Origin of the sequence: Streptomyces sp. NBC_00236 (assembly GCF_036195045.1) — a bacterium.
In the GTDB taxonomy this organism is placed as follows: Bacteria; Actinomycetota; Actinomycetes; order Streptomycetales; family Streptomycetaceae; genus Streptomyces.
This window is the reverse complement of sequence record NZ_CP108100.1, coordinates 4,570,812-4,587,728: the sequence shown is the minus strand read 5'-3', so window position 1 is coordinate 4,587,728 and position 16,917 is coordinate 4,570,812. Positions and strand designations below refer to the sequence as shown.

The 16,917-nt window shown below is 71.5% G+C and carries 20 protein-coding genes and 1 tRNA gene; 12 read left to right on the top strand and 9 right to left on the bottom strand.

All coding sequences use genetic code 11. The features are described 5' to 3' along the window. Nucleotides 1–67: 67 nt before the first annotated feature. The 3 genes from OG446_RS20815 to OG446_RS20805 are packed head-to-tail and all read right to left on the bottom strand — an operon-like array spanning nucleotide 68 to nucleotide 2,388. Nucleotides 68–1,186 carry a YncE family protein gene (locus OG446_RS20815; RefSeq protein ID WP_328895460.1) on the bottom strand — a complete coding sequence of 373 codons (1,119 nt, stop codon included), beginning with the start codon at nucleotides 1,184–1,186 and terminating at the stop codon, nucleotides 68–70. Next, on the bottom strand, nucleotides 1,183–1,797 hold the full coding sequence (locus OG446_RS20810; RefSeq protein WP_328895459.1) for an ankyrin repeat domain-containing protein: 615 nt from the start codon (nucleotides 1,795–1,797) through the stop codon (nucleotides 1,183–1,185). The genes OG446_RS20815 and OG446_RS20810 overlap by 4 nt, the downstream gene beginning before the upstream one ends. 33 nt (nucleotides 1,798–1,830) lie before the next feature. Continuing rightward, entirely contained in the window at nucleotides 1,831–2,388 is a 558-nt protein-coding gene (locus OG446_RS20805) for a GlcG/HbpS family heme-binding protein (RefSeq protein ID WP_328895458.1), read from the bottom strand. Nucleotides 2,389–2,589: 201 nt separating this feature from the next. Here OG446_RS20805 and OG446_RS20800 point away from each other — a divergent pair, with 201 nt between their 5' ends. The 3 genes from OG446_RS20800 to OG446_RS20790 all read left to right on the top strand — a co-directional run bounded on the left by OG446_RS20800 (nucleotide 2,590) and on the right by OG446_RS20790 (nucleotide 5,065). Next, on the top strand, nucleotides 2,590–3,870 hold the full coding sequence (locus tag OG446_RS20800) for a sensor histidine kinase (RefSeq protein WP_443050280.1): 1,281 nt from the start codon (nucleotides 2,590–2,592) through the stop codon (nucleotides 3,868–3,870). After that, nucleotides 3,867–4,505 (top strand): response regulator transcription factor, encoded by a 639-nt coding sequence (locus OG446_RS20795; protein WP_328895457.1) that lies wholly within the window; start codon nucleotides 3,867–3,869, stop codon nucleotides 4,503–4,505. The genes OG446_RS20800 and OG446_RS20795 overlap by 4 nt, the downstream gene beginning before the upstream one ends. A gap of 62 nt (nucleotides 4,506–4,567) precedes the next feature. Then, nucleotides 4,568–5,065, top strand: coding sequence for a hypothetical protein (locus tag OG446_RS20790; RefSeq protein WP_326659261.1), 498 nt, complete (start codon nucleotides 4,568–4,570; stop codon nucleotides 5,063–5,065). A 21-nt stretch (nucleotides 5,066–5,086) separates the two neighbouring features. Here OG446_RS20790 and OG446_RS20785 read toward each other — a convergent pair whose 3' ends face one another. Further along, complete coding sequence (locus tag OG446_RS20785; protein WP_328895456.1) at nucleotides 5,087–5,797, bottom strand: pentapeptide repeat-containing protein; 711 nt, start codon at nucleotides 5,795–5,797, stop codon at nucleotides 5,087–5,089. A gap of 141 nt (nucleotides 5,798–5,938) precedes the next feature. On the opposite strand from OG446_RS20785, the gene OG446_RS20780 reads away from it, so the two are divergent. Next, nucleotides 5,939–6,940, top strand: coding sequence for a zinc-binding dehydrogenase (locus OG446_RS20780; protein ID WP_328895455.1), 1,002 nt, complete (start codon nucleotides 5,939–5,941; stop codon nucleotides 6,938–6,940). A gap of 13 nt (nucleotides 6,941–6,953) precedes the next feature. Here OG446_RS20780 and OG446_RS20775 read toward each other — a convergent pair whose 3' ends face one another. Both OG446_RS20775 and OG446_RS20770 read right to left on the bottom strand, forming a co-directional pair. Beyond that, a complete protein-coding gene (locus OG446_RS20775) occupies nucleotides 6,954–7,427 on the bottom strand; it encodes a GNAT family N-acetyltransferase (RefSeq protein WP_328895454.1) in 474 nt (157 codons plus the stop codon). Between the two features lie 69 nt (nucleotides 7,428–7,496). After that, a complete protein-coding gene (locus tag OG446_RS20770) occupies nucleotides 7,497–8,417 on the bottom strand; it encodes an aminoglycoside phosphotransferase family protein (protein ID WP_328895453.1) in 921 nt (306 codons plus the stop codon). A gap of 33 nt (nucleotides 8,418–8,450) precedes the next feature. On the opposite strand from OG446_RS20770, the gene OG446_RS20765 reads away from it, so the two are divergent. The 8 genes from OG446_RS20765 to OG446_RS20730 all read left to right on the top strand — a co-directional run bounded on the left by OG446_RS20765 (nucleotide 8,451) and on the right by OG446_RS20730 (nucleotide 15,184). Next, complete coding sequence (locus tag OG446_RS20765) at nucleotides 8,451–9,125, top strand: rhomboid-like protein (RefSeq protein ID WP_328898356.1); 675 nt, start codon at nucleotides 8,451–8,453, stop codon at nucleotides 9,123–9,125. Between the two features lie 52 nt (nucleotides 9,126–9,177). Continuing rightward, entirely contained in the window at nucleotides 9,178–10,569 is a 1,392-nt protein-coding gene (locus tag OG446_RS20760) for an NAD(P)/FAD-dependent oxidoreductase (protein ID WP_328895452.1), read from the top strand. Nucleotides 10,570–10,772: 203 nt separating this feature from the next. After that, nucleotides 10,773–11,240: a MarR family winged helix-turn-helix transcriptional regulator gene (locus tag OG446_RS20755; protein ID WP_328895451.1), complete on the top strand. Its 468-nt coding sequence runs from the start codon at nucleotides 10,773–10,775 to the stop codon at nucleotides 11,238–11,240. A 127-nt stretch (nucleotides 11,241–11,367) separates the two neighbouring features. Then, complete coding sequence (locus tag OG446_RS20750) at nucleotides 11,368–12,309, top strand: NADP-dependent oxidoreductase (protein ID WP_328895450.1); 942 nt, start codon at nucleotides 11,368–11,370, stop codon at nucleotides 12,307–12,309. Nucleotide 12,310: 1 nt separating this feature from the next. Further along, nucleotides 12,311–13,018 (top strand): NAD(P)-binding domain-containing protein, encoded by a 708-nt coding sequence (locus OG446_RS20745; protein ID WP_328895449.1) that lies wholly within the window; start codon nucleotides 12,311–12,313, stop codon nucleotides 13,016–13,018. A gap of 1 nt (nucleotide 13,019) precedes the next feature. Further along, the gene (locus tag OG446_RS20740) at nucleotides 13,020–13,514 is read left to right on the top strand and encodes a hypothetical protein (protein WP_328895448.1); all 495 of its coding nucleotides are present in this window, start codon (nucleotides 13,020–13,022) and stop codon (nucleotides 13,512–13,514) included. Nucleotides 13,515–14,000: 486 nt separating this feature from the next. After that, complete coding sequence (locus OG446_RS20735) at nucleotides 14,001–14,546, top strand: hypothetical protein (RefSeq protein WP_328895447.1); 546 nt, start codon at nucleotides 14,001–14,003, stop codon at nucleotides 14,544–14,546. Then, the gene (locus OG446_RS20730; RefSeq protein ID WP_328895446.1) at nucleotides 14,546–15,184 is read left to right on the top strand and encodes a hypothetical protein; all 639 of its coding nucleotides are present in this window, start codon (nucleotides 14,546–14,548) and stop codon (nucleotides 15,182–15,184) included. Before OG446_RS20735 ends, OG446_RS20730 begins: the two co-directional genes overlap by 1 nt. 117 nt (nucleotides 15,185–15,301) lie before the next feature. Here the strand turns inward: OG446_RS20730 and OG446_RS20725 are convergent, their stop codons facing one another. The 3 genes from OG446_RS20725 to OG446_RS20715 all read right to left on the bottom strand — a co-directional run bounded on the left by OG446_RS20725 (nucleotide 15,302) and on the right by OG446_RS20715 (nucleotide 16,780). Continuing rightward, complete coding sequence (locus OG446_RS20725; protein WP_328895445.1) at nucleotides 15,302–15,862, bottom strand: hypothetical protein; 561 nt, start codon at nucleotides 15,860–15,862, stop codon at nucleotides 15,302–15,304. A gap of 128 nt (nucleotides 15,863–15,990) precedes the next feature. Then, nucleotides 15,991–16,500 (bottom strand): RNA polymerase sigma factor, encoded by a 510-nt coding sequence (locus OG446_RS20720; protein WP_328895444.1) that lies wholly within the window; start codon nucleotides 16,498–16,500, stop codon nucleotides 15,991–15,993. A gap of 206 nt (nucleotides 16,501–16,706) precedes the next feature. Further along, nucleotides 16,707–16,780 (bottom strand) — tRNA-Thr (locus OG446_RS20715). Nucleotides 16,781–16,917 lie beyond the last annotated feature (137 nt).

The window sequence follows — 16,917 nt, the reverse complement described above, 5'->3', positions numbered from 1 at the left end:
GGTGGCTGTCGGTCCGCCCCCGCACGGTCCACCCCAGCACCCCAGCACCCCCGCACCCCCGCAGCCGTCAGAGCACCGCGATGCCCAGCGGCCGCTCGCCCGCCGCCAGCCGGACCGGGTCCGTCCTTCCGGCGAGGTCCACGACCGTGATGCCGTTCCAGTACCCGTCCCGGGTGAAGCCGCCGGTGACGTACGCCGTGCGGCCGTCGTCGGACACCGCCACGTCCTCGTGCGGGCCGTCCAGGCCGATGACGCGCTCGGTGCCGTCCGGCTTGCGAACGGTCAGCGACGCCTCCTCGTCGTCGGAGGCGATCGGGCCGGTGCCGACGACGAGCAGCGTGCCGTCGGGGGTCGTCGTCACGCCGTGCTGGTGCGTGTTCGCCGTCATCGGCTCGACCGCCACCTCGCCGGTACGCGGATCGAGGACCGCCAGCCGCTCGCCCTCGAACGGCAGCAGCAGCTTCCCGTCACCGGGGCGGACGACCGCGTAGTGCGGCTTCAGCCAGGAGCCGAGACCGCCCTCGGTGCCGTACGGGGCCACCTCCATCCGCCGGGTCCGCAGGGTGTCCGTGCGCACGGAGGTCACGTCGAAGGAGTCGTGGCCGGTGGCGTACACCTCGTCGCCGTCGGGCGATACGTCCACGTCGAAGGGCCGGCGGCCGACCGGGACGGTGTCGGTGACCTCGCGGGTCCCGGTGTCGATCACCTCCAGGACTCCTTCCGCATCCGGGACGTTGACGCCGACGTAGACGTGCCGGCCGTCGGGCGCCAGCGCGATGCCCATGCCGCCGCCGCGGTATTCGCCCGTGGTGACGGGTCCGGTCTCCGTCCCGTACGGGATACGGGCCTGCCGGGTACGGGTCAACGTGTCCACGACCGCGACGCCCTCGGCCGTGGCCACCCAGGCCCGGCCGTCCGCCCCGACCACCAGCCCGTACGGAGCGGTGCCGACCTCGACCCGGTCGAACGCACCGCGTTCCGGATCGACGAACGTCACCGTGTCCCCACCGAAGTCGGCGACGAGGAGCGTGCCGTCGGGGGTGCGCCCGGCCGGGGCCGCCGCGGACGGAATGCCCGCCGGGCTCTTCACGGCGGCGCTCCCGTCCGGTGTGCCCGTGGCCTCCGTGGCGCAGCCCGCGAGCACCGCCGCCGCGGCCAGCAGGAGTACCGCCCGCCGCGCCCTCACCGGGGCTCCCGATCGCCCGAGGCGTCCCGCAGCAGCGCCGCGATCTCCGCGAAGCCGCGGCGTTCCGCGTGCGCCAGAGCCGTGACGCCGTCGCCGTCCGGCAGCCCGGGCGTCGCCCCGGCGGCCAGCAGCAGCTCGACGATCTCCTGGTGCGCACGGCCTCCGTCGCCGAGGATCACCGCCTCCAGCAGCGCCGTCCAGCCCAGCCGGTTGACGTGGTCGACGTCGATGTCGGTAACCCGGAGCAGCTCCCGTACGTAACCCACGTGGCCCCGCTCGCTCGCCGGGATCAGCGCGATGCCACCGAACCGGTTGCGGAGCCTCAGGTCCGGCCCGGCCGGCAGCAGGACGTGGAGCATCGCGACGCTGCCCGTCACACCGGTGGCCAGCCAGGGGCTCTCCTCGCGGCTGTCCTGCGCGTCCGGGTCCGCGCCCGCGTCGACGAGCAGCCGGGCGGTCTCCACATGGCCGCCGTGAACGGCCAGGAGCAGCGGGGTGCGCAGCTCCTCGTCGCGGGCGTCCACCCGGGCGCCGCCCTCGACCGCGGCCCGCACGGCATCGGTGTCTCCGGCGCGTGCGGCGCCGAGCAGTTGCTGATCGAGGGCGTTCATGTCCGTCTCCCGTGGGTTGTCGCGGCTGTCCGGCTACTTCGCGAGGGCGGCGACGCCGGCCCGGGCGAACTTCTCGTCGAGGTCGCCGCTGGGTGCGCCGGCCACGCCGATGCCCGCCACCGGAGCACCCTTGACCTGCACCGGGGCGCCGCCCGCGAGGAACAGGGTGCCAGGGATGTCCTTCAGGTTCGGGGCCTGGGCGAGCCGCCCGGCCAGCTCCGAGGTCGGGGCGTTCCAGGACACGGCGGTGTACGCCTTCTTCTCGGCGGACTCGTACGCCTGCGGGCCCGAACCGTCGCCGCGCAGCGTCAGGATGGTGTTGCCGTTGCGGTCGACGACGGAGACGGCCACCCGCTGGTTCTCCTTCTCCGCGGCGTCGAGGGCGGCCTGCGCGGCCTTCGTGGCGGCGTCCACGGTCAGGTGCGTGGACTGCTGGAGGTTGCGGTTCGCGGTGTCCGCCTTGACCGTGGTGGCGGGCGCGGCGGCCGGGGCGGAGGCGTTCGCGGACATGGCGCCGAAGGTGCCGGCCCCGAGGGCGGCTGCGGCGACGGCACCGGTCAGGACACGGGTGCGCAGCGACATCTTCTTCATGGTGGGCTCCTCAGCAAGGTGGTGCGTGGCTTCTGCGTTCTGTGTTCCATCCTTGGGCCGGTTCCGGGGCCGTACGGTCGTCGTACCGGCTCGACGCCGCGCGCGGGACGGCTGACGGCCCCATCGGCCGATCGGTTGATGCGGGGACGCCCGTTCGGGGTGACGATGAAGGTCCGCGCAGGTCAGGAGCAGGGGTACGAGGTGGAGCAGGGGTACGAGGCGAAGCGGCGGGGCCCGTCGGCGCCCGGCACCGGGCAGGTCGGCGACCCCGGCACCCGCGGGCTCGCGCTGCTCATGCACGCCGCCTTCTTCCTGCTGCTGGGCGCCTCGCTGACCCGGTTCCTGCTGCGGCACCCGGGCGAGACGCGCACCCCGTGGATCATCGGCCTGTCCGCCGCCCTCGCCGTCCTGTACGTACTCGGCCCCGTCCTCGGCTCCCGCCCGACGCCACGCCGCCTCGTGTGGCTCGGGGTGCTGGTCGCCGTGTGGATGGTGCTCGTCGTCCTCGCGCCGAGCTTCGCCTGGTGCGCGGTCCCGCTCTTCTACACCGGGCTGCGCATCCTGCCGCCGCGTGCCGCGCTCGCCCTCGTCGCGCTGCTGACCCTGTTCGTCGTCGCCGCACAACTGCGGCTGGCCGACGGCTTCGACCCGAACCTGGTCCTCGCCCCGCCCGCCGTCGCGGCCGTCGCCACCGCCGTCTTCATCCATATGCAGCGCCAGGCCGCCACCCAGGCGGAGCTCATCGACGACCTGCTCCGCACCCGCCGCGAACTGGCCGCCACCGAACGGCGCGAAGGCACCCTCGCCGAACGCCAGCGGCTCTCCATGGAGATCCACGACACCCTGGCCCAGGGGCTGTCCAGCCAGCAGATGCTGCTCCAGGCCGCCGACCGCACCTGGGACGCCGACCCGGCGACCGCCCGCCGCCACGTCCGTACCGCCACCGGCATCGCGGAACGCAACCTCGCCGAGGCCCGCCGCTTCGTCCACGACCTGGCCCCCGCCGACCTCGCCGAGGGCGGCGGCCTGGAAGCGGCGCTGCACGCGCTCGCCACCCGCGAGACCGCGCAGTCACAGGGCCGGCTCACCGTCCGCTGCCACGTCGAGGGCACACCCCACACGGCCCTGCCCGACCGCGTGCAGTCCGCCCTGCTGCGGATCGCCCAGGGCGCCCTGGCCAACGTCACCGAGCACGCGGGCGCCACCGAGGCCGCCCTGACCCTCACCCACCTCGACGACCGGACCGTCCTCGACATCGCCGACAACGGCCACGGCTTCACACCCGCCCCGCGCACCGGAACCCCGGACGGGGTCCGCGGACACGGACTGCCCGCGATGCGCGCCCGGCTCCAGCAGCTCGGCGGCACCCTGGCCATCGAGTCCGCACCCGGCGAAGGCACCGTGGTGACCGCCGCCGTCCCCCTCACCGGCGAACCGCCCGCCGCCCCCAGCCCCGCCCCCGGCCACCAGGACTCGCCATGACCGCTCCGCACCCGCCCGTCCGGATCCTGCTCTGCGACGACCACGCCGTCGTACGCGCCGGACTCCTCGCCCTCCTCGGCAGCGAGCCCGACATCGAGGTCGTCGGCGAGGCCGGCAGCGGCGAGGAGGCCGTCGCCCTGACCGCCAAACTCACCCCCGACGTCGTCCTGATGGACCTCCAGCTGGGCGAGGGCATCGACGGCGTCGAGACGACCCGACGCATCGTGGCCGGCACCGCGGGCGCCCACGTCCTCGTCCTCACCACGTACGACACCGACGCCGACATCACCCGCGCCATCGAGGCGGGCGCCACCGGCTACCTGCTGAAGGCCGAGCGCCCTGAGGAACTCTTCGCCGCGATCCGCTCCGCCGCCCAGGGCCGCACCACCCTGTCCCCGCCCGTCGCCAGCCGCGTCATGGCCCGGATGCGCGCCCCCCTGCCCACCCTCACCGACCGCGAACGCGACATCCTGGGCCAGCTCTCCCAAGGCCTCGGCAACCGCGACATCGCCCGCGCCCTGTTCATCAGCGAGGCCACCGTCAAAACCCACCTGGGCCGCATCTACGACAAACTCGGCGTCGACACCCGGGCCGGCGCGGTCTCCGTCGCCAAGGAACAACGGCTTCTGCCCTGAGCGATCCCGCCCCCGCCTCCACTGATGCGGGAGCGGCCCGCCGGGCATGACACCATCGAACCGTGCTCGACATCGGCTACTCCCTCTCCCGACGCTTCCCCGATCCCCCGCAGACCGACTACCGCCGAGCGGACGTCCACGCCCTGCGCCACGATCTCTTCTCCGGGGACGTCTACCTCGCGGACACCAAGGAGGACCGCGAAGTATCCACAGCCTGGGGATGGGTACCGGTGCTCGACTTCGCCTGGGCGCTGTGCGACATCGTCGAGAAGATCGACCAGGACCCCCGCGGCAACCGCTCGCACCGCCGCCAGTTCGCCGAACTCGACTTCACCGAGTCCTCCGACCGCATGCTCTTCGAGCGCCGCTTCGGCTGGGTCGACGTCGAGGCCGACTGGATGCCCGCCGAGGAAGCCCCCCTCACCTTCAGCCACTCCCTGCTGCGCCGCGAGGCCCGCGACTTCCTGCACGACCTCATCGCCGACCTCGCCGACATGCACGAAGGCCTCGCCGACAACCCCACCGTCTGGGACCTCCAGGCCCGCTTCCCCCGCCTCTGACCCGGCCGCCGGCGGCTCCCGTCACACCTCCACCCGCACCCCGATCTGCGCCGCGAACGCCGGAGCCAGCTCCATCAGCTGCGACGGACTGATCACCGCACCGGCCAGCCGCTCCACGCCCCGCGCGATGTCCAGCTCCGCGACCGTCCGCAGATCCACCGACTCCATCCGCGCCGCACTGAAATCGGCCCGCTTCAGCACACAGTCCCGGAACTCCACCCGGGTCAGCTGCGCATCCCCGAAATCCGGCTCGGACAACACACACCCCTCGAACACCACGTCCTTCAGCCGGGCCTTCCGCAGATTCAGGTAGTCGATCTTCCCGCCCCTGATCAGGACCCGCTCCAGCACCGCACCGTGCATCTGCACCCCGCCCAGACGCGCGTCCACGATCTCCACATCCCGCAGCGCCACCCCCGCGAGATCGGTGCCCACCCCCCGCACCCCCGTCAGCACCGAGTCGATGAACCGGGCCCTGACCAGCTCCGTACGGTCCAGAGCGCAGCCGTCCAGCGCGCAGTCCATGAAACGCGCCCCCGGACCCGACTCGTCCGCCAGATCCACCCCGTCGAACCGCACACCGTCGTAATCCCCGTCCGGCTCCAGCCCACCGCCCTCGTACGCCACCAGCACAGGCAGCCGCACCTCCGGGCGCCGGGCCTCGGCGACCCCGCCCTTCGCTCCCCTGCCGGCCCTGCCCGTACCGCCACCACTACCGCCGCTGCGCACCATCCCCCCATCGTGACGCACCCCACTGACAACGCCCCGCCGGTCCGGCCGGGAACACCACCCCACGCCGGCACACCGCTTGACCTCAAGCGCACTTGAGGCCGGAGGGTGGGCACACCGAGACCACACCCCGGGGAGCCCACCATGCACGCCGTCCGCCTCCACACCTTCGGCCCCGCCGAGAACCTCACCTACGAACACACCGACGACCCCGTCCCCGGCCCCGGCCAGGTCCGCATCGCCGTCCGCGCCGCCGGCGTACACCTCCTCGACACCGCCCTGCGCGAAGGCATGACCGGTCCGTACCCCGCCCCCACCCCGCTGCCCACCGTCCCCGGCCGCGAGGTCGCCGGCATCGTCGAATCACTCGGCGAGGGCACCGACCCCACCTGGCTCGGCCGCCACGTCGTCGCCCACATCGGCAACGCCCCCGGCGGCTACGCCGAACTCACCGTCACCGAGGCCGACAAGCTCCACCCGGTACCCGACGGCCTCGACGACGCCGCAGCCGTCGCCATGATCGGCACCGGCCGCACCACCCTCGGCATCCTCGGATTCACGCCGCTCGGCCCGGACTCCGTCGCCGTCGTCACCGCGGCCGCAGGCGGCATCGGCACCCTGCTCGTCCAGTACGCCAAGAACGCCGGAGCCACCGTCATCGCCCTCGCCGGCGGCCCCGCCAAGGTCGCACTCGCCCACGCCAACGGCGCCGACCTCGCCGTCGACTACACGCTCCCCGACTGGCCCCGCCACGTCCGCGCCCACCTCGACACCCTCGGCCGGACCGCCACCGTCGTGTACGACTCCGTCGGTTCCACCACCGCCCGCGCCGCCGTCGACCTCCTCGGCAAAGGCGGACAGCACATCGTCTACGGCTGGTCCGGCAGCGGACTCCACGACGGCCGCCCGCTCACCTTCACCGACGACGAACTCGCCACCCGCTCCATCACCTCCGAGAGCGTCCTCGGCCCCGCCATGATCCAACGCGGCGGCGGCCTGCGCGCCCTCGAAACCCGCGCCCTCGCCGAAGCCGCGGCCGGCCGGCTGCGCCCCGCCGTCCAGCGCTACCCGCTCGCCGAAGCAGCCGCCGCCCACCGCGACCTCGAAACCCGCGGCACGACCGGCAAAGTCGTGCTCATCCCCTGAACCGGGCGGGACCTCAGCCCCCGAGCTCCGCCAACGCCCCGTCCGTCAGCCGGTACACCGTCCACTCGTCCTGCGGCCGCGCGCCCAGGGACTCGTAGAACGCGATGGACGGGGCGTTCCAGTTCAGCACCGACCACTCCAGCCGCTCATAACCACGCTCCACACAGATCCGCGCCAGCTCCGTCAGCAGCGCCTTCCCGTGCCCGCCGCCGCGCCGCTCGGGACGCACGTACAGGTCCTCCAGGTAGATGCCGTGCACCCCGCGCCACGTCGAGAAGTTCAGGAACCACAGAGCGAAACCGACAGCCTCGCCGTCCTCGTCCGACTCCGCGACGTGCGCGTACGCGGCAGGCCGCTCACCGAACAACGCCTCGTGCAACTGCTCCTCGGAGGCCTTCGCCTCATGCAGCGCCTTCTCGTAATCGGCCAGCTCACGGACCATCGTGTGAATCGCGGGAACATCGGCAGCGGTAGCAGTACGAATCATGGAGGCAGCGTAAACAGCCCCGGCGCGCCCGCCACCCCCGGCCCGCCAACCGCCGACACCAGCGCTCCCCTACCCCCGCCCCAGCAACCGCCGCGCCAGCTCGGCATGCTTCCGGACCAGGCGACGCCCGCCCTCCTCCGTTTCCCAGCCCGCGTTCTGCAGCACCCTCCCCAGCGTCCACGCCCGCGCCCGCCCGCGGTCCAGCCCCAGCGCCTCCGTCAGCAGATCGAACCGCCACACCACGTCCGCCGCGTCGAACCGGTCCGCCAACGCCGGAAACAGCTCGAACCCCGCATCACCCACCAACGGCTTCGGATCGATCGCCACCCACCGGCCGCTCCGTCCACCGCCCTCACCCCGCCCCGCCAGCACATTCCCGAAATGCAGATCCCAGTGCAGCAACCGGTCCCCCGGCTCCCCCGCCACCTCCCGCACCGCCGCCGCGCAGTCCGCCACCAGCTGCCGCTCCCCCGCATCCGCCAACCGCGCCGCCACCACCGGCGCCGCCTCCACCATCCGCGCCGCCACCTCCCCCAGCCCCCGCAACCCCGCCCCCTCCGCGACCCGTACCGACGTCAGCCCCGCCAGCAGCCCCCCGACGACCCGCACCGCCTCCCGCGCATCCGCCACCCCCGACAACGCACGCGCGCCGTCCAACCGCTCCAGCAACATCGCCCCCGTCACCGCGTCGTGCTCCAGCAACTCCACCGCACCCGCATCCGCCTCACCCCACCACCGCAGCGCGACCGGCTCCCCCGCCGTCTCCTCGTCCACCGGCTGCAACTTCAACGCCGCCGGCCGCCCGTCCGCCACCCGCACCACCGGAAGAACCAGCGCACACACCCCGTACATGGCCGCACCGTCCGGACGCAGCCCCCACCGCTCCAGGAGATCCGCCGCCATCCCCGGCAGCGCGGCCACGAACGCCCGCCCCGCCGCACCGTTGTACTTGGTCTGAGTGGCGATCAGCGCATCCGGAATGTCAATCACGCCACCGATCCTAGGAGCGTGCGTCAATCGGCTATGCCCCCGAGCCACCCCGCCCCGCCCACACGGCCCCGCCCCGCACCCGCCGCGTGGATCCGCAGCGCCGGCTCCTGGGTCCGCAGCGCACCCGGCACGTACATCTGGCTGACCGTCCTCTTCGTCACCACCGTCATCGTCCACCAGATGTCACCCGCCTTCGAGGAGGACTTCCTCCGCCAGCGGTCCACCAACATCCACGAGCTCTCCCGCAACCCCGTCCGCGTCCTCATCAGCAGCGCCTTCTGGATCGACGGCGGCACCTGGCTCCCCTACGCCGCCCTCTACACCGTCTTCCACGCCCCCGCCGAACGCCGCCTCGGCACCCTGCGCTGGCTCACCGTCGCCGCCACCGCCCACGTCCTCGCCACCCTCGTCAGCGAAGGCGTCCTCGCCTGGGCCATCCAGCACGGCCACGCCCCCGAGACCGCCGTCAACACCCTCGACGTCGGCGTCAGCTACGCGCTCGCCGGCATCGTCGCCGTCCTCACCTACTACGTGGCACGCCCCTGGCGGTACGTCTACCTCTTCGCCGTCCTCGTCATCTACGGCGCCCCCCTCGTCACCGGCGCCACCTTCACCGACGTCGGCCACTTCACCGCCGCCCTCATCGGCCTCGCCTGCTACCCGCTCACCCGCACCGCCCACAAGACGAATCCCCGCCCCGAGCAGTAACCTCCCGCCACAGAACACCGCACTCCACAGCCACACGGACAGCAGGGGAAACATGAGCACCGTCAACGGCGGCATATCCTTCTGGTACGCGGACCGGGGCATTCCGACCCCCCGCGAACCCCTGCCCGGCGACAGCACCGCCGACGTCTGCATCGTCGGCGGCGGATACACCGGACTCTGGACGGCGTACTACCTCAAGAAGGCCGTCCCCTTCCTCAACATCACCGTCCTGGAAGCCAAGTTCTGCGGCTACGGCGCCTCCGGGCGCAACGGCGGCTGGCTCTACAACGGCATCGCCGGCCGCGACCGCTACGCGAAACTCCACGGCCACGACGCCGCCGTCCGCCTCCAGCAGGCGATGAACGACACCGTCACCGAAGTCATCAACGTCGCCGCCGAAGAGAAGATCGACGCCGACATCCACCGCGGCGGCGTCCTCGAAGTCGCGTACACCCCCGCCCAACTCGCCCGCCTCAAGGACTTCCACAGCGTCGAGATCGCCTTCGGCGAAACCGACCGCACCCTGCACGGCGCCCGCGAGACCGCCGAGCGCATCCGCGTCAACGGCGCCGTCGGCTCCACCTGGACCCCGCACGGCGCCCGGCTGCACCCCGCGAAACTGGTCACCGGCCTCGCCGACACCGTGGAGGCACTCGGCGTCACGATCCACGAGTCGACCCCCGTCACCGAGATCAGGCCCAAACACGCCGTCACCCCCTACGGCACCGTCCGCGCCCCGTACGTCCTGCGCTGCACCGAAGGCTTCACCGCAGGCCTCAAGGGCCAGAAGCGCACCTGGCTCCCGATGAACTCCTCCATGATCATCACCGAGCCCCTGCCCGCCTCCGTCTGGGACACCATCGGCTGGGACGGCCGCGAAACCCTCGGCGACATGGCCCACGCCTACCTGTACGCCCAGCGCACCGCCGACGACCGCATCGCCCTCGGCGGCCGCGGCGTCCCCTACCGCTACGGCTCCGCCACCGACAACGACGGCCGCACGCAACCCGCCACCATCGAGGCCCTGCGCGAACTCCTGACCCGCCTCTTCCCCACCACCGCCGGCACCCCGATCGCCCACGCCTGGTCCGGCGTCCTCGGCGTCCCCCGCGACTGGTGCGCCACCGCCACCCTCGACCGCTCCACCGGTCTCGGCTGGGCGGGCGGCTACGTCGGCTCGGGCGTCGCCACCACCAACCTCGCCGCCCGCACCCTGCGCGACCTCATCCAGCAGGACTCCGGCCAGTCCGGCCCCACCGAACTGACCACCCTCCCCTGGGTCAACCACCGCGTCCGCCGCTGGGAACCCGAACCCCTGCGCTGGCTCGGCGTCCACGGCATGTACGCCGCCTACCGCGCGGCCGACCGCCGCGAACTCACGTCCCCGCGCCCCGGCACGGACCGGATCGCGAAGGTCGCGGACCGGCCGTCGGGGCGGGGGTGAGCGGGTCCGGACGCAGAACGGCCGGGCCGGCGAAGCCGCCGGCCGGTCCCGGAGCGACCCGCGATGAGCCCGAGCCGGGCACGAGGTACCCGTGCGCACGGAAGCGCACGCGCACCTCGTGTCCGGAGCCCCTGTTCGCCATTTATCTGTAGATACAGGTAAAGTGAAGCGCGCCTCAGCCGCAGCCCCGATCGGAGCTCACCATGCCCACTCCACTGACTCCGCGCCAGGAGATCTGGCGGGGCCTGCTGCTCGGCCAGCGCTCGATGCTGACCGGCCTCGCGGCAGAACTCAAGAACGGCTACGGGCTCACCGTTCCCGCGTACGAGGCACTGCTCTCCCTCTGGGAGGCGCCGGACCACACGCTCCGGACCACCCAGCTGGCACAGTCACTCCTCTACAGCTCGGGATCGGCTTCGCACCTCATCAGCCGCCTGACCGAGGCGGGACTCGTCAACCGCGAGGCGAGCCCGGACGACGCACGCGTCATCCAGGTCTCCCTGACGGAACGAGGAGCCGACCTGATCGAGCGGGCCACCGCGGCACACCTCGCCGGCATCGCCCGGGAATTCGAGCCACTCATCGACGATGCGGACGTCGCACCGCTCCTCGCCTTCGCCCGCCGCATGGTGACGCACGAGGGCGTGGCACCCGCCCGCACTCGCCCGTAGAGCGACACGCCCACCACGGCCCCGCCCGCAGAACGCATCCCACACCACCCCGACCGCAGGGAATGAAACCCATTTATCTGTAGTTACAGATAAATGGGTCGCACCACCCCCAGAGAAGGAGAAGGTCATGTCGAGGAACGGCCGCATCGCCGTCGCACGCCGCTTCGGCCCGCCGACGGTCATCGCCATCGAGGAACACCCGTCTCCCCCGCTGGGGCGACGCCAGGTACGCGTCGCCGTGCGCACCGGCGGTCTGAACCCCGTCGACGCCCGTCGGCGCGCAGGCACCTTCGGCGGAAGCGTGCCGATGGTCCTCGGGACGGAGTTCGCCGGCGTCGTCGTCGAATCGGACGACCCCGAGTGGCAGCCCGGCGACGAGGTCATCGGCTGGGGCGCCCAGGGCGCCGACGCCGACCTGGTCACGACCGACGGCACCCTCCTCCACACCAAGCCGGCGGACCTCGACTGGGCGCTCGCCGGAGGCCTGAGCGGCGTCGGCCAGTCCGCGCTGACCGCGCTCGACGCGGTGTCGCTCACGCCGGGCGACGTGCTCGTCGTCCACGGAGCAGCCGGCGGCGTCGGCACGGTCCTCACCCAGTTGGCGCACGCCCGCGGCCTCACCGTCATCGGCACGGCGAGCACGCCCAACCACGAGCACCTGCGCCTCCTCGGCGCGATCCCGGTCGCGTACGGTCCCGGTCTCGCCGGCCGGATCCTGGCGGCTGCGGACGGGCATCCCGTCGCCGCGTCCATCGACCTCGCCGGGTCGAAGGAGGCAGGCGAGATCGCCGTTTCCGTCGCCGCGGCCGGAGGCCAGGCGGTCACCCTGGTGCCCGAGACGATGGCATCGCACGGGATCCGCCTCGTCCAGACGCGGCGCAGCCGGGCGCAGCTGAGCACGCTTCTCGACGGCATCGCCGCGGGGACGCTGAAGCTCCCCGTGAAAGCCCTCCCGTTCACCGAGATCGTCGAGGCCCATCAACGCCTCGACGCACAGCACGCACGCGGAAAGCTCGTCCTCGACCTCTCCGACAACCCCCACCTGCCCGACTTCGACAAGGACGCATGACATGGCCTCCCTCGCGCTCATCGGTCCCGGACGCCACGGCACGGCGATCGCCCAGCTCTTCGCCTCCCACGGCGTCGACGTCACCCTCTACCACCACCGTCCCGAGAAGGCGGAGGCCGCCGCCCGTGCGGTGCGCGCGGTCGCGAAGAGGGCCGGCGTATTCGTCGCCCCGAGCCTCGCGGCAGCCGTGGAGGGTCAGGAACTGGTGGTTCTGGCAACCCTCTGGGACGCCCCCCAGCGAGCCGTGATCACCGAACTCGGCGACAGGCTGGCCGGAAAGATCCTCCTCGACGTGTCGAACCCGCTCGACGTGACACCGGCCGGGATCATCCCCCGCCAGCCGCGTGAAGGATCGGCGGGACAGTTCGTCGCCACCCTCCTGCCGCACGGCACGGCGCACGTCAAGGCCTTCTCCAACCTCGCGACCATCGCGATCCGCGAGGGCGCCGACCACGAGCCCGCCGCGGTCCTCCCCTTCGCCGCCGACTCCGCCGCGACGGCCGACCGGATCCGCCCGCACCTGGAGCGCACCGGCTGGCAGCCGTGGCTCACGGGAGACATCTCGATCTCGCGCGAGCTCGAGATCGGCGGCCACTACAACGGCGTGCACGGCCGATGGGGGCGCTCCAGGCTCGACGCCGAGGAGATGCTCGCCCACTCGGGACCCGAGGCAGACCTTTCCCCGACCACCCTTGAGAACGGATTCTGAAATGACCACGACAGCAACAGCAACAGCGGCAGCCGGCACGATCTTCGCGGACCACCTGGTCTCAGGGCCGTACGAGCGCGTCTTCTTCGAGCCGGGCCAGGAACTGCAGTACATCCGCAACTACCTCGACTACCTGGACGGCACGGTCGAGTACGACTTCCGCATCGCGGAGTACTTCAACCTCCGCGTGGTCGGGCTCCAGTCGCCTCTCGGCCACGTCTCCCTGGTCGCCATCGGCTCCGAGGACCGCAAGAAGCTGCCGGACTTCATCCAGGAGACGAAGATCCTCTTCGTCGTCGACTCGATCGACGCCGTCTACGCCGTGGCGGAAGCGAACGGGATCCCGGTCCTGCAGCCCCGCACCGAGAACATCATGGGCGCGCAGGGAAGGCTGGAACTCGCCCCCGGCTACATCGTCGAGCTCGCGGAGACCACCAACGAGTCCCTCTTCCACCCCGACGTCGACTCGCTCGGGCTGCCCCCGTCGCGGCGCTGAGCCCGTGGGCGCAGCCGCCCGTCGCGGCACTGAGCCCGTGGGCGCAGCCGCCCGCCGCTCACGCACCCAGCCCCGCCCCGGAGCCGATCGCGAAGTTCGCGGCCCGGCTGCCGGGGCGGGGCTGACCCCCTCAGTCCTTCGGAACCGCAGACGGACGCCGCGCGTCATTACGCGAAATGAATGAGCAGGGCCTCCGGGAATGGAACTGGAACCGGAAGCACCCCTTCGGTAACTCGCCGCCGATTCTTGGCACTTATGCTCGAATTCCCGTTGCAGTGATCGAAACAACTGGTTAGGGTCACATCGAAACAAGGGCCGATTCCACGGGGGAACGAGTCCAAGCTTTCCACGCACGAGGCACGAGGAATTCCAACGCACAGCGGAATTTCCCCTGCCCGTGCGCACGTCGGGAATTTCCCCGTACGGCCCCGATGACCACGGCCCGCGACGGCCCGACCGCCGCGGGCACAACACGGGGACTCAACTTTGAGGCGTACTCACACACGTACCACCGCCCGCATCGCGGCCGTTGCCGCGTTCGCGCTGGCTGTCGGTCTCAGCGGAACGACATCGGCCCAGGCGACCTACTACAGCGGCGGAATGCCCGGCTCCAAGTTCAACGTCAAGGCCGTCGGCATCAACGACACCTGGGTCGGCTTCCTCGACACCGGGCGCAAGAACTGGAACAACGCCGGCGCCGGCGCCTCCATCGGCCGCAAATCCACCGCCAAGGCCACCTTCACGGCCGGCCGATACAACGAGAGCTGGTACGGCCTCTATTCGCCGTCCGGCCTGCGCCCCATCAACCGCATCTTCAAGATCAAGGTGAATGCGAAGACGCTCGCCCGCGATTCCGGTTCCAAGATGACCCAGTGGTGCCGCAGCACATCCACCCACGAGCTGGGACACGCCCTGAGTCTCGCCGACAATCCCAAGACCTCGAAGGCTTCGCTCATGAAGCACAGCAGGAACAGGACAACGGTGCAGAAGCCGTTGTCGTACGACATCTCCGAGGTCAAGAGGATCTACTGATGAAGCGAATGCGTCACGTCGTCGCGAGCAGCTCCCTTCTCGTCCTCGCCCTCGCCGCAGCGGGCTGCGCGAACGGCGAACCGGCCTCGGAGAAGGCGGCCGAGACATCAGATGTCATCGCCTACGAGGCGGACTACCCGGTCTACGACTCACTCGACCAGGTCGTCGAGAAGGCCGACGTCATCGTGAAGGGCACGGTGGTCGGCTCCTCCGTCAGGGAACTGGTTCCGGAGACCTCCACCGACACCGACCCGCTCGCCAACCCCCAGGCAGGCCTCTCCGAGGAAGAGGCGGCCGACGAGGACCCGGTCGTCATCACCGTCTCCCGGGTCAAGGTCTCCGAGGTGCTGTCCGGCAACGTCAAGCCGGGCGACATAGTCGAAGTGAGCCAACTCGGCGGTCAGCGAGGGAAGGTCACCTACAAGGAGAAGCACACGACCGCCCTGACGGCCAACGGCACGCAGTACGTGCTCATGCTCGCCGCCCACGGGCCGGCCGCCCCGTACGACCTGCTCAACCCCGAGCAGGCCCTGTACACCGCCGGCGGAAGCGGCAAGGTCGAGCCCGTCGGCGACGCCGGCTTCAAGAACGTCGGCACGGTCAAGAACCTCAGGGAACGGGCCGTCCGAATCAAGTGAACATCGTCGGCCCCGGGCCAGGAGCCGCCCGGGGCCGACCGGGCCCGGTCGCGACGAGGGGGTGCCGCCCGCACGGGCGGCACCCCCCTTTCGTCGTAGCGCGCACCTCCGCGGGAGTCAGCCGGTCAGCCGGAGCGCCTCCAGCACACCCAGGCTCAGCGTCACCGCATTGCCCTCACCGGCCACAGCCCTGCCCCCGCTGACGCCATAGGCACCCTGGGTGGAGTTGACCAGGGTGAACCGCCCGTCGTCCTGTCGCTCCAGCAGAAACACATACTCCTTGCCGGGAGCGAGAGCGGCGCTCTCCGGCCCTCCCGCGTCCGCCGGCGTGTACGACACGGTGACCTGCGGCCCCGGTGCGGTTCCCTTGGCTGTCGCCAGCACCTTGGCAGGGGCCTGAATCGAAGTGACGTCATCGACGGTCCGCTCCGCGCCCTTGCCGAGCTCCGCCCGCACGATGAGACCAGCCGCACCCTCCAGCTCCTGGGCCGATTCGTAGACCGGCTCATCGGCCACCAGCCCGCCACCCGACTCGCCCGCCGTGGTGTCCACCGCGTACACCGCCACCGCCGCGACGACCGCGGCCGCCCCGCACGCCGCGACGGCGATCAGGCCCACGCGCCGGCGGCGAGGCGGGGGTACGACCGCGGTGACGGATCCGGTCTTCTCGTACAACATGCTCAACTCCCTTGTGGCACGCGGGGAAAGGCTGGACAAGGCGGTGTTCGACGACAAGGGATCGGCGCGTCGGATCAGTGACTCCGCCTGCTTCGAGGAGATCACGGCCTTCTTGGACTGCGTACGCTTCATGCCGACTCCCCTGACGAGGTGTAGTGCTCACGGAACGCCTTGCGTGCTCGGTGCAGACGGACCCAGACGGCCGAGGTGCCGCACCCGAGCACCGCACCGGCCTCCGCCGCGGTGAGGCCGTCCCAGTAACTGAGCAGCAACACCTCCCGATGCGGTCCCGGCAGGCGATCGAGCGTGTCCAGCACCGCCGATTCCTCCGGCGGCGCGGCAGCGCGGCCCGCTTCCTCGCCGATGCGCCGATGCAGCTCGCTCAGCCTGGTGGCGGTCCGGTAGTGGTTGCCGAGCACGTTCCTGGCGGTGACGAACAACCAGCCGGGGGTCGTCTCCCCGCCGCCGAGCTCGTGTTCCCAGGCGATGCGGAACACCTCCGCGGCAATCTCCTCGGCCTCACCCCCGTTGCCCGTCCTGCGGTGCGCGAAGGCGTGCACCCGCGGGTACTCCCGTGTGTACAACGCGGTGAACCGGGTGCTCCGCCCCGGCTCGCTCACGGTCTGGTTGCTCTCCACATCCTCTATATGTCATGCGCGGGGCAGATCCTTACAGGGCGGCGGAGGTAATTTCCGTGACCGCCGCGCGGCCGACCGCAGGGAACTCACCTCACCGCGCCCCGGCACGGCCCGATCGCGAAGATCGCGGACCGCTTGTCGGGCGGGTCTGAGCGGGGGCGGGCATAAAAAAATCCCAGGTCAGCGAGGTGCTGACCTGGGGTTTGAGCCGCCTGTCGGAATCGAACCGACGACCTATTGATTACAAGTCAATCGCTCTAGCCAACTGAGCTAAGGCGGCGTCGCGCGCGGTTCGAAGAAGCGTGCGCGCGAGCCCTCACTCTACACAGCGCCCCACCCGCCGATCCAGGAAGTTCCACCGCCCCGTAACCATCCGAGCACCCGTGCGTTAAGAACACTGACGTGCTGATCCGGATA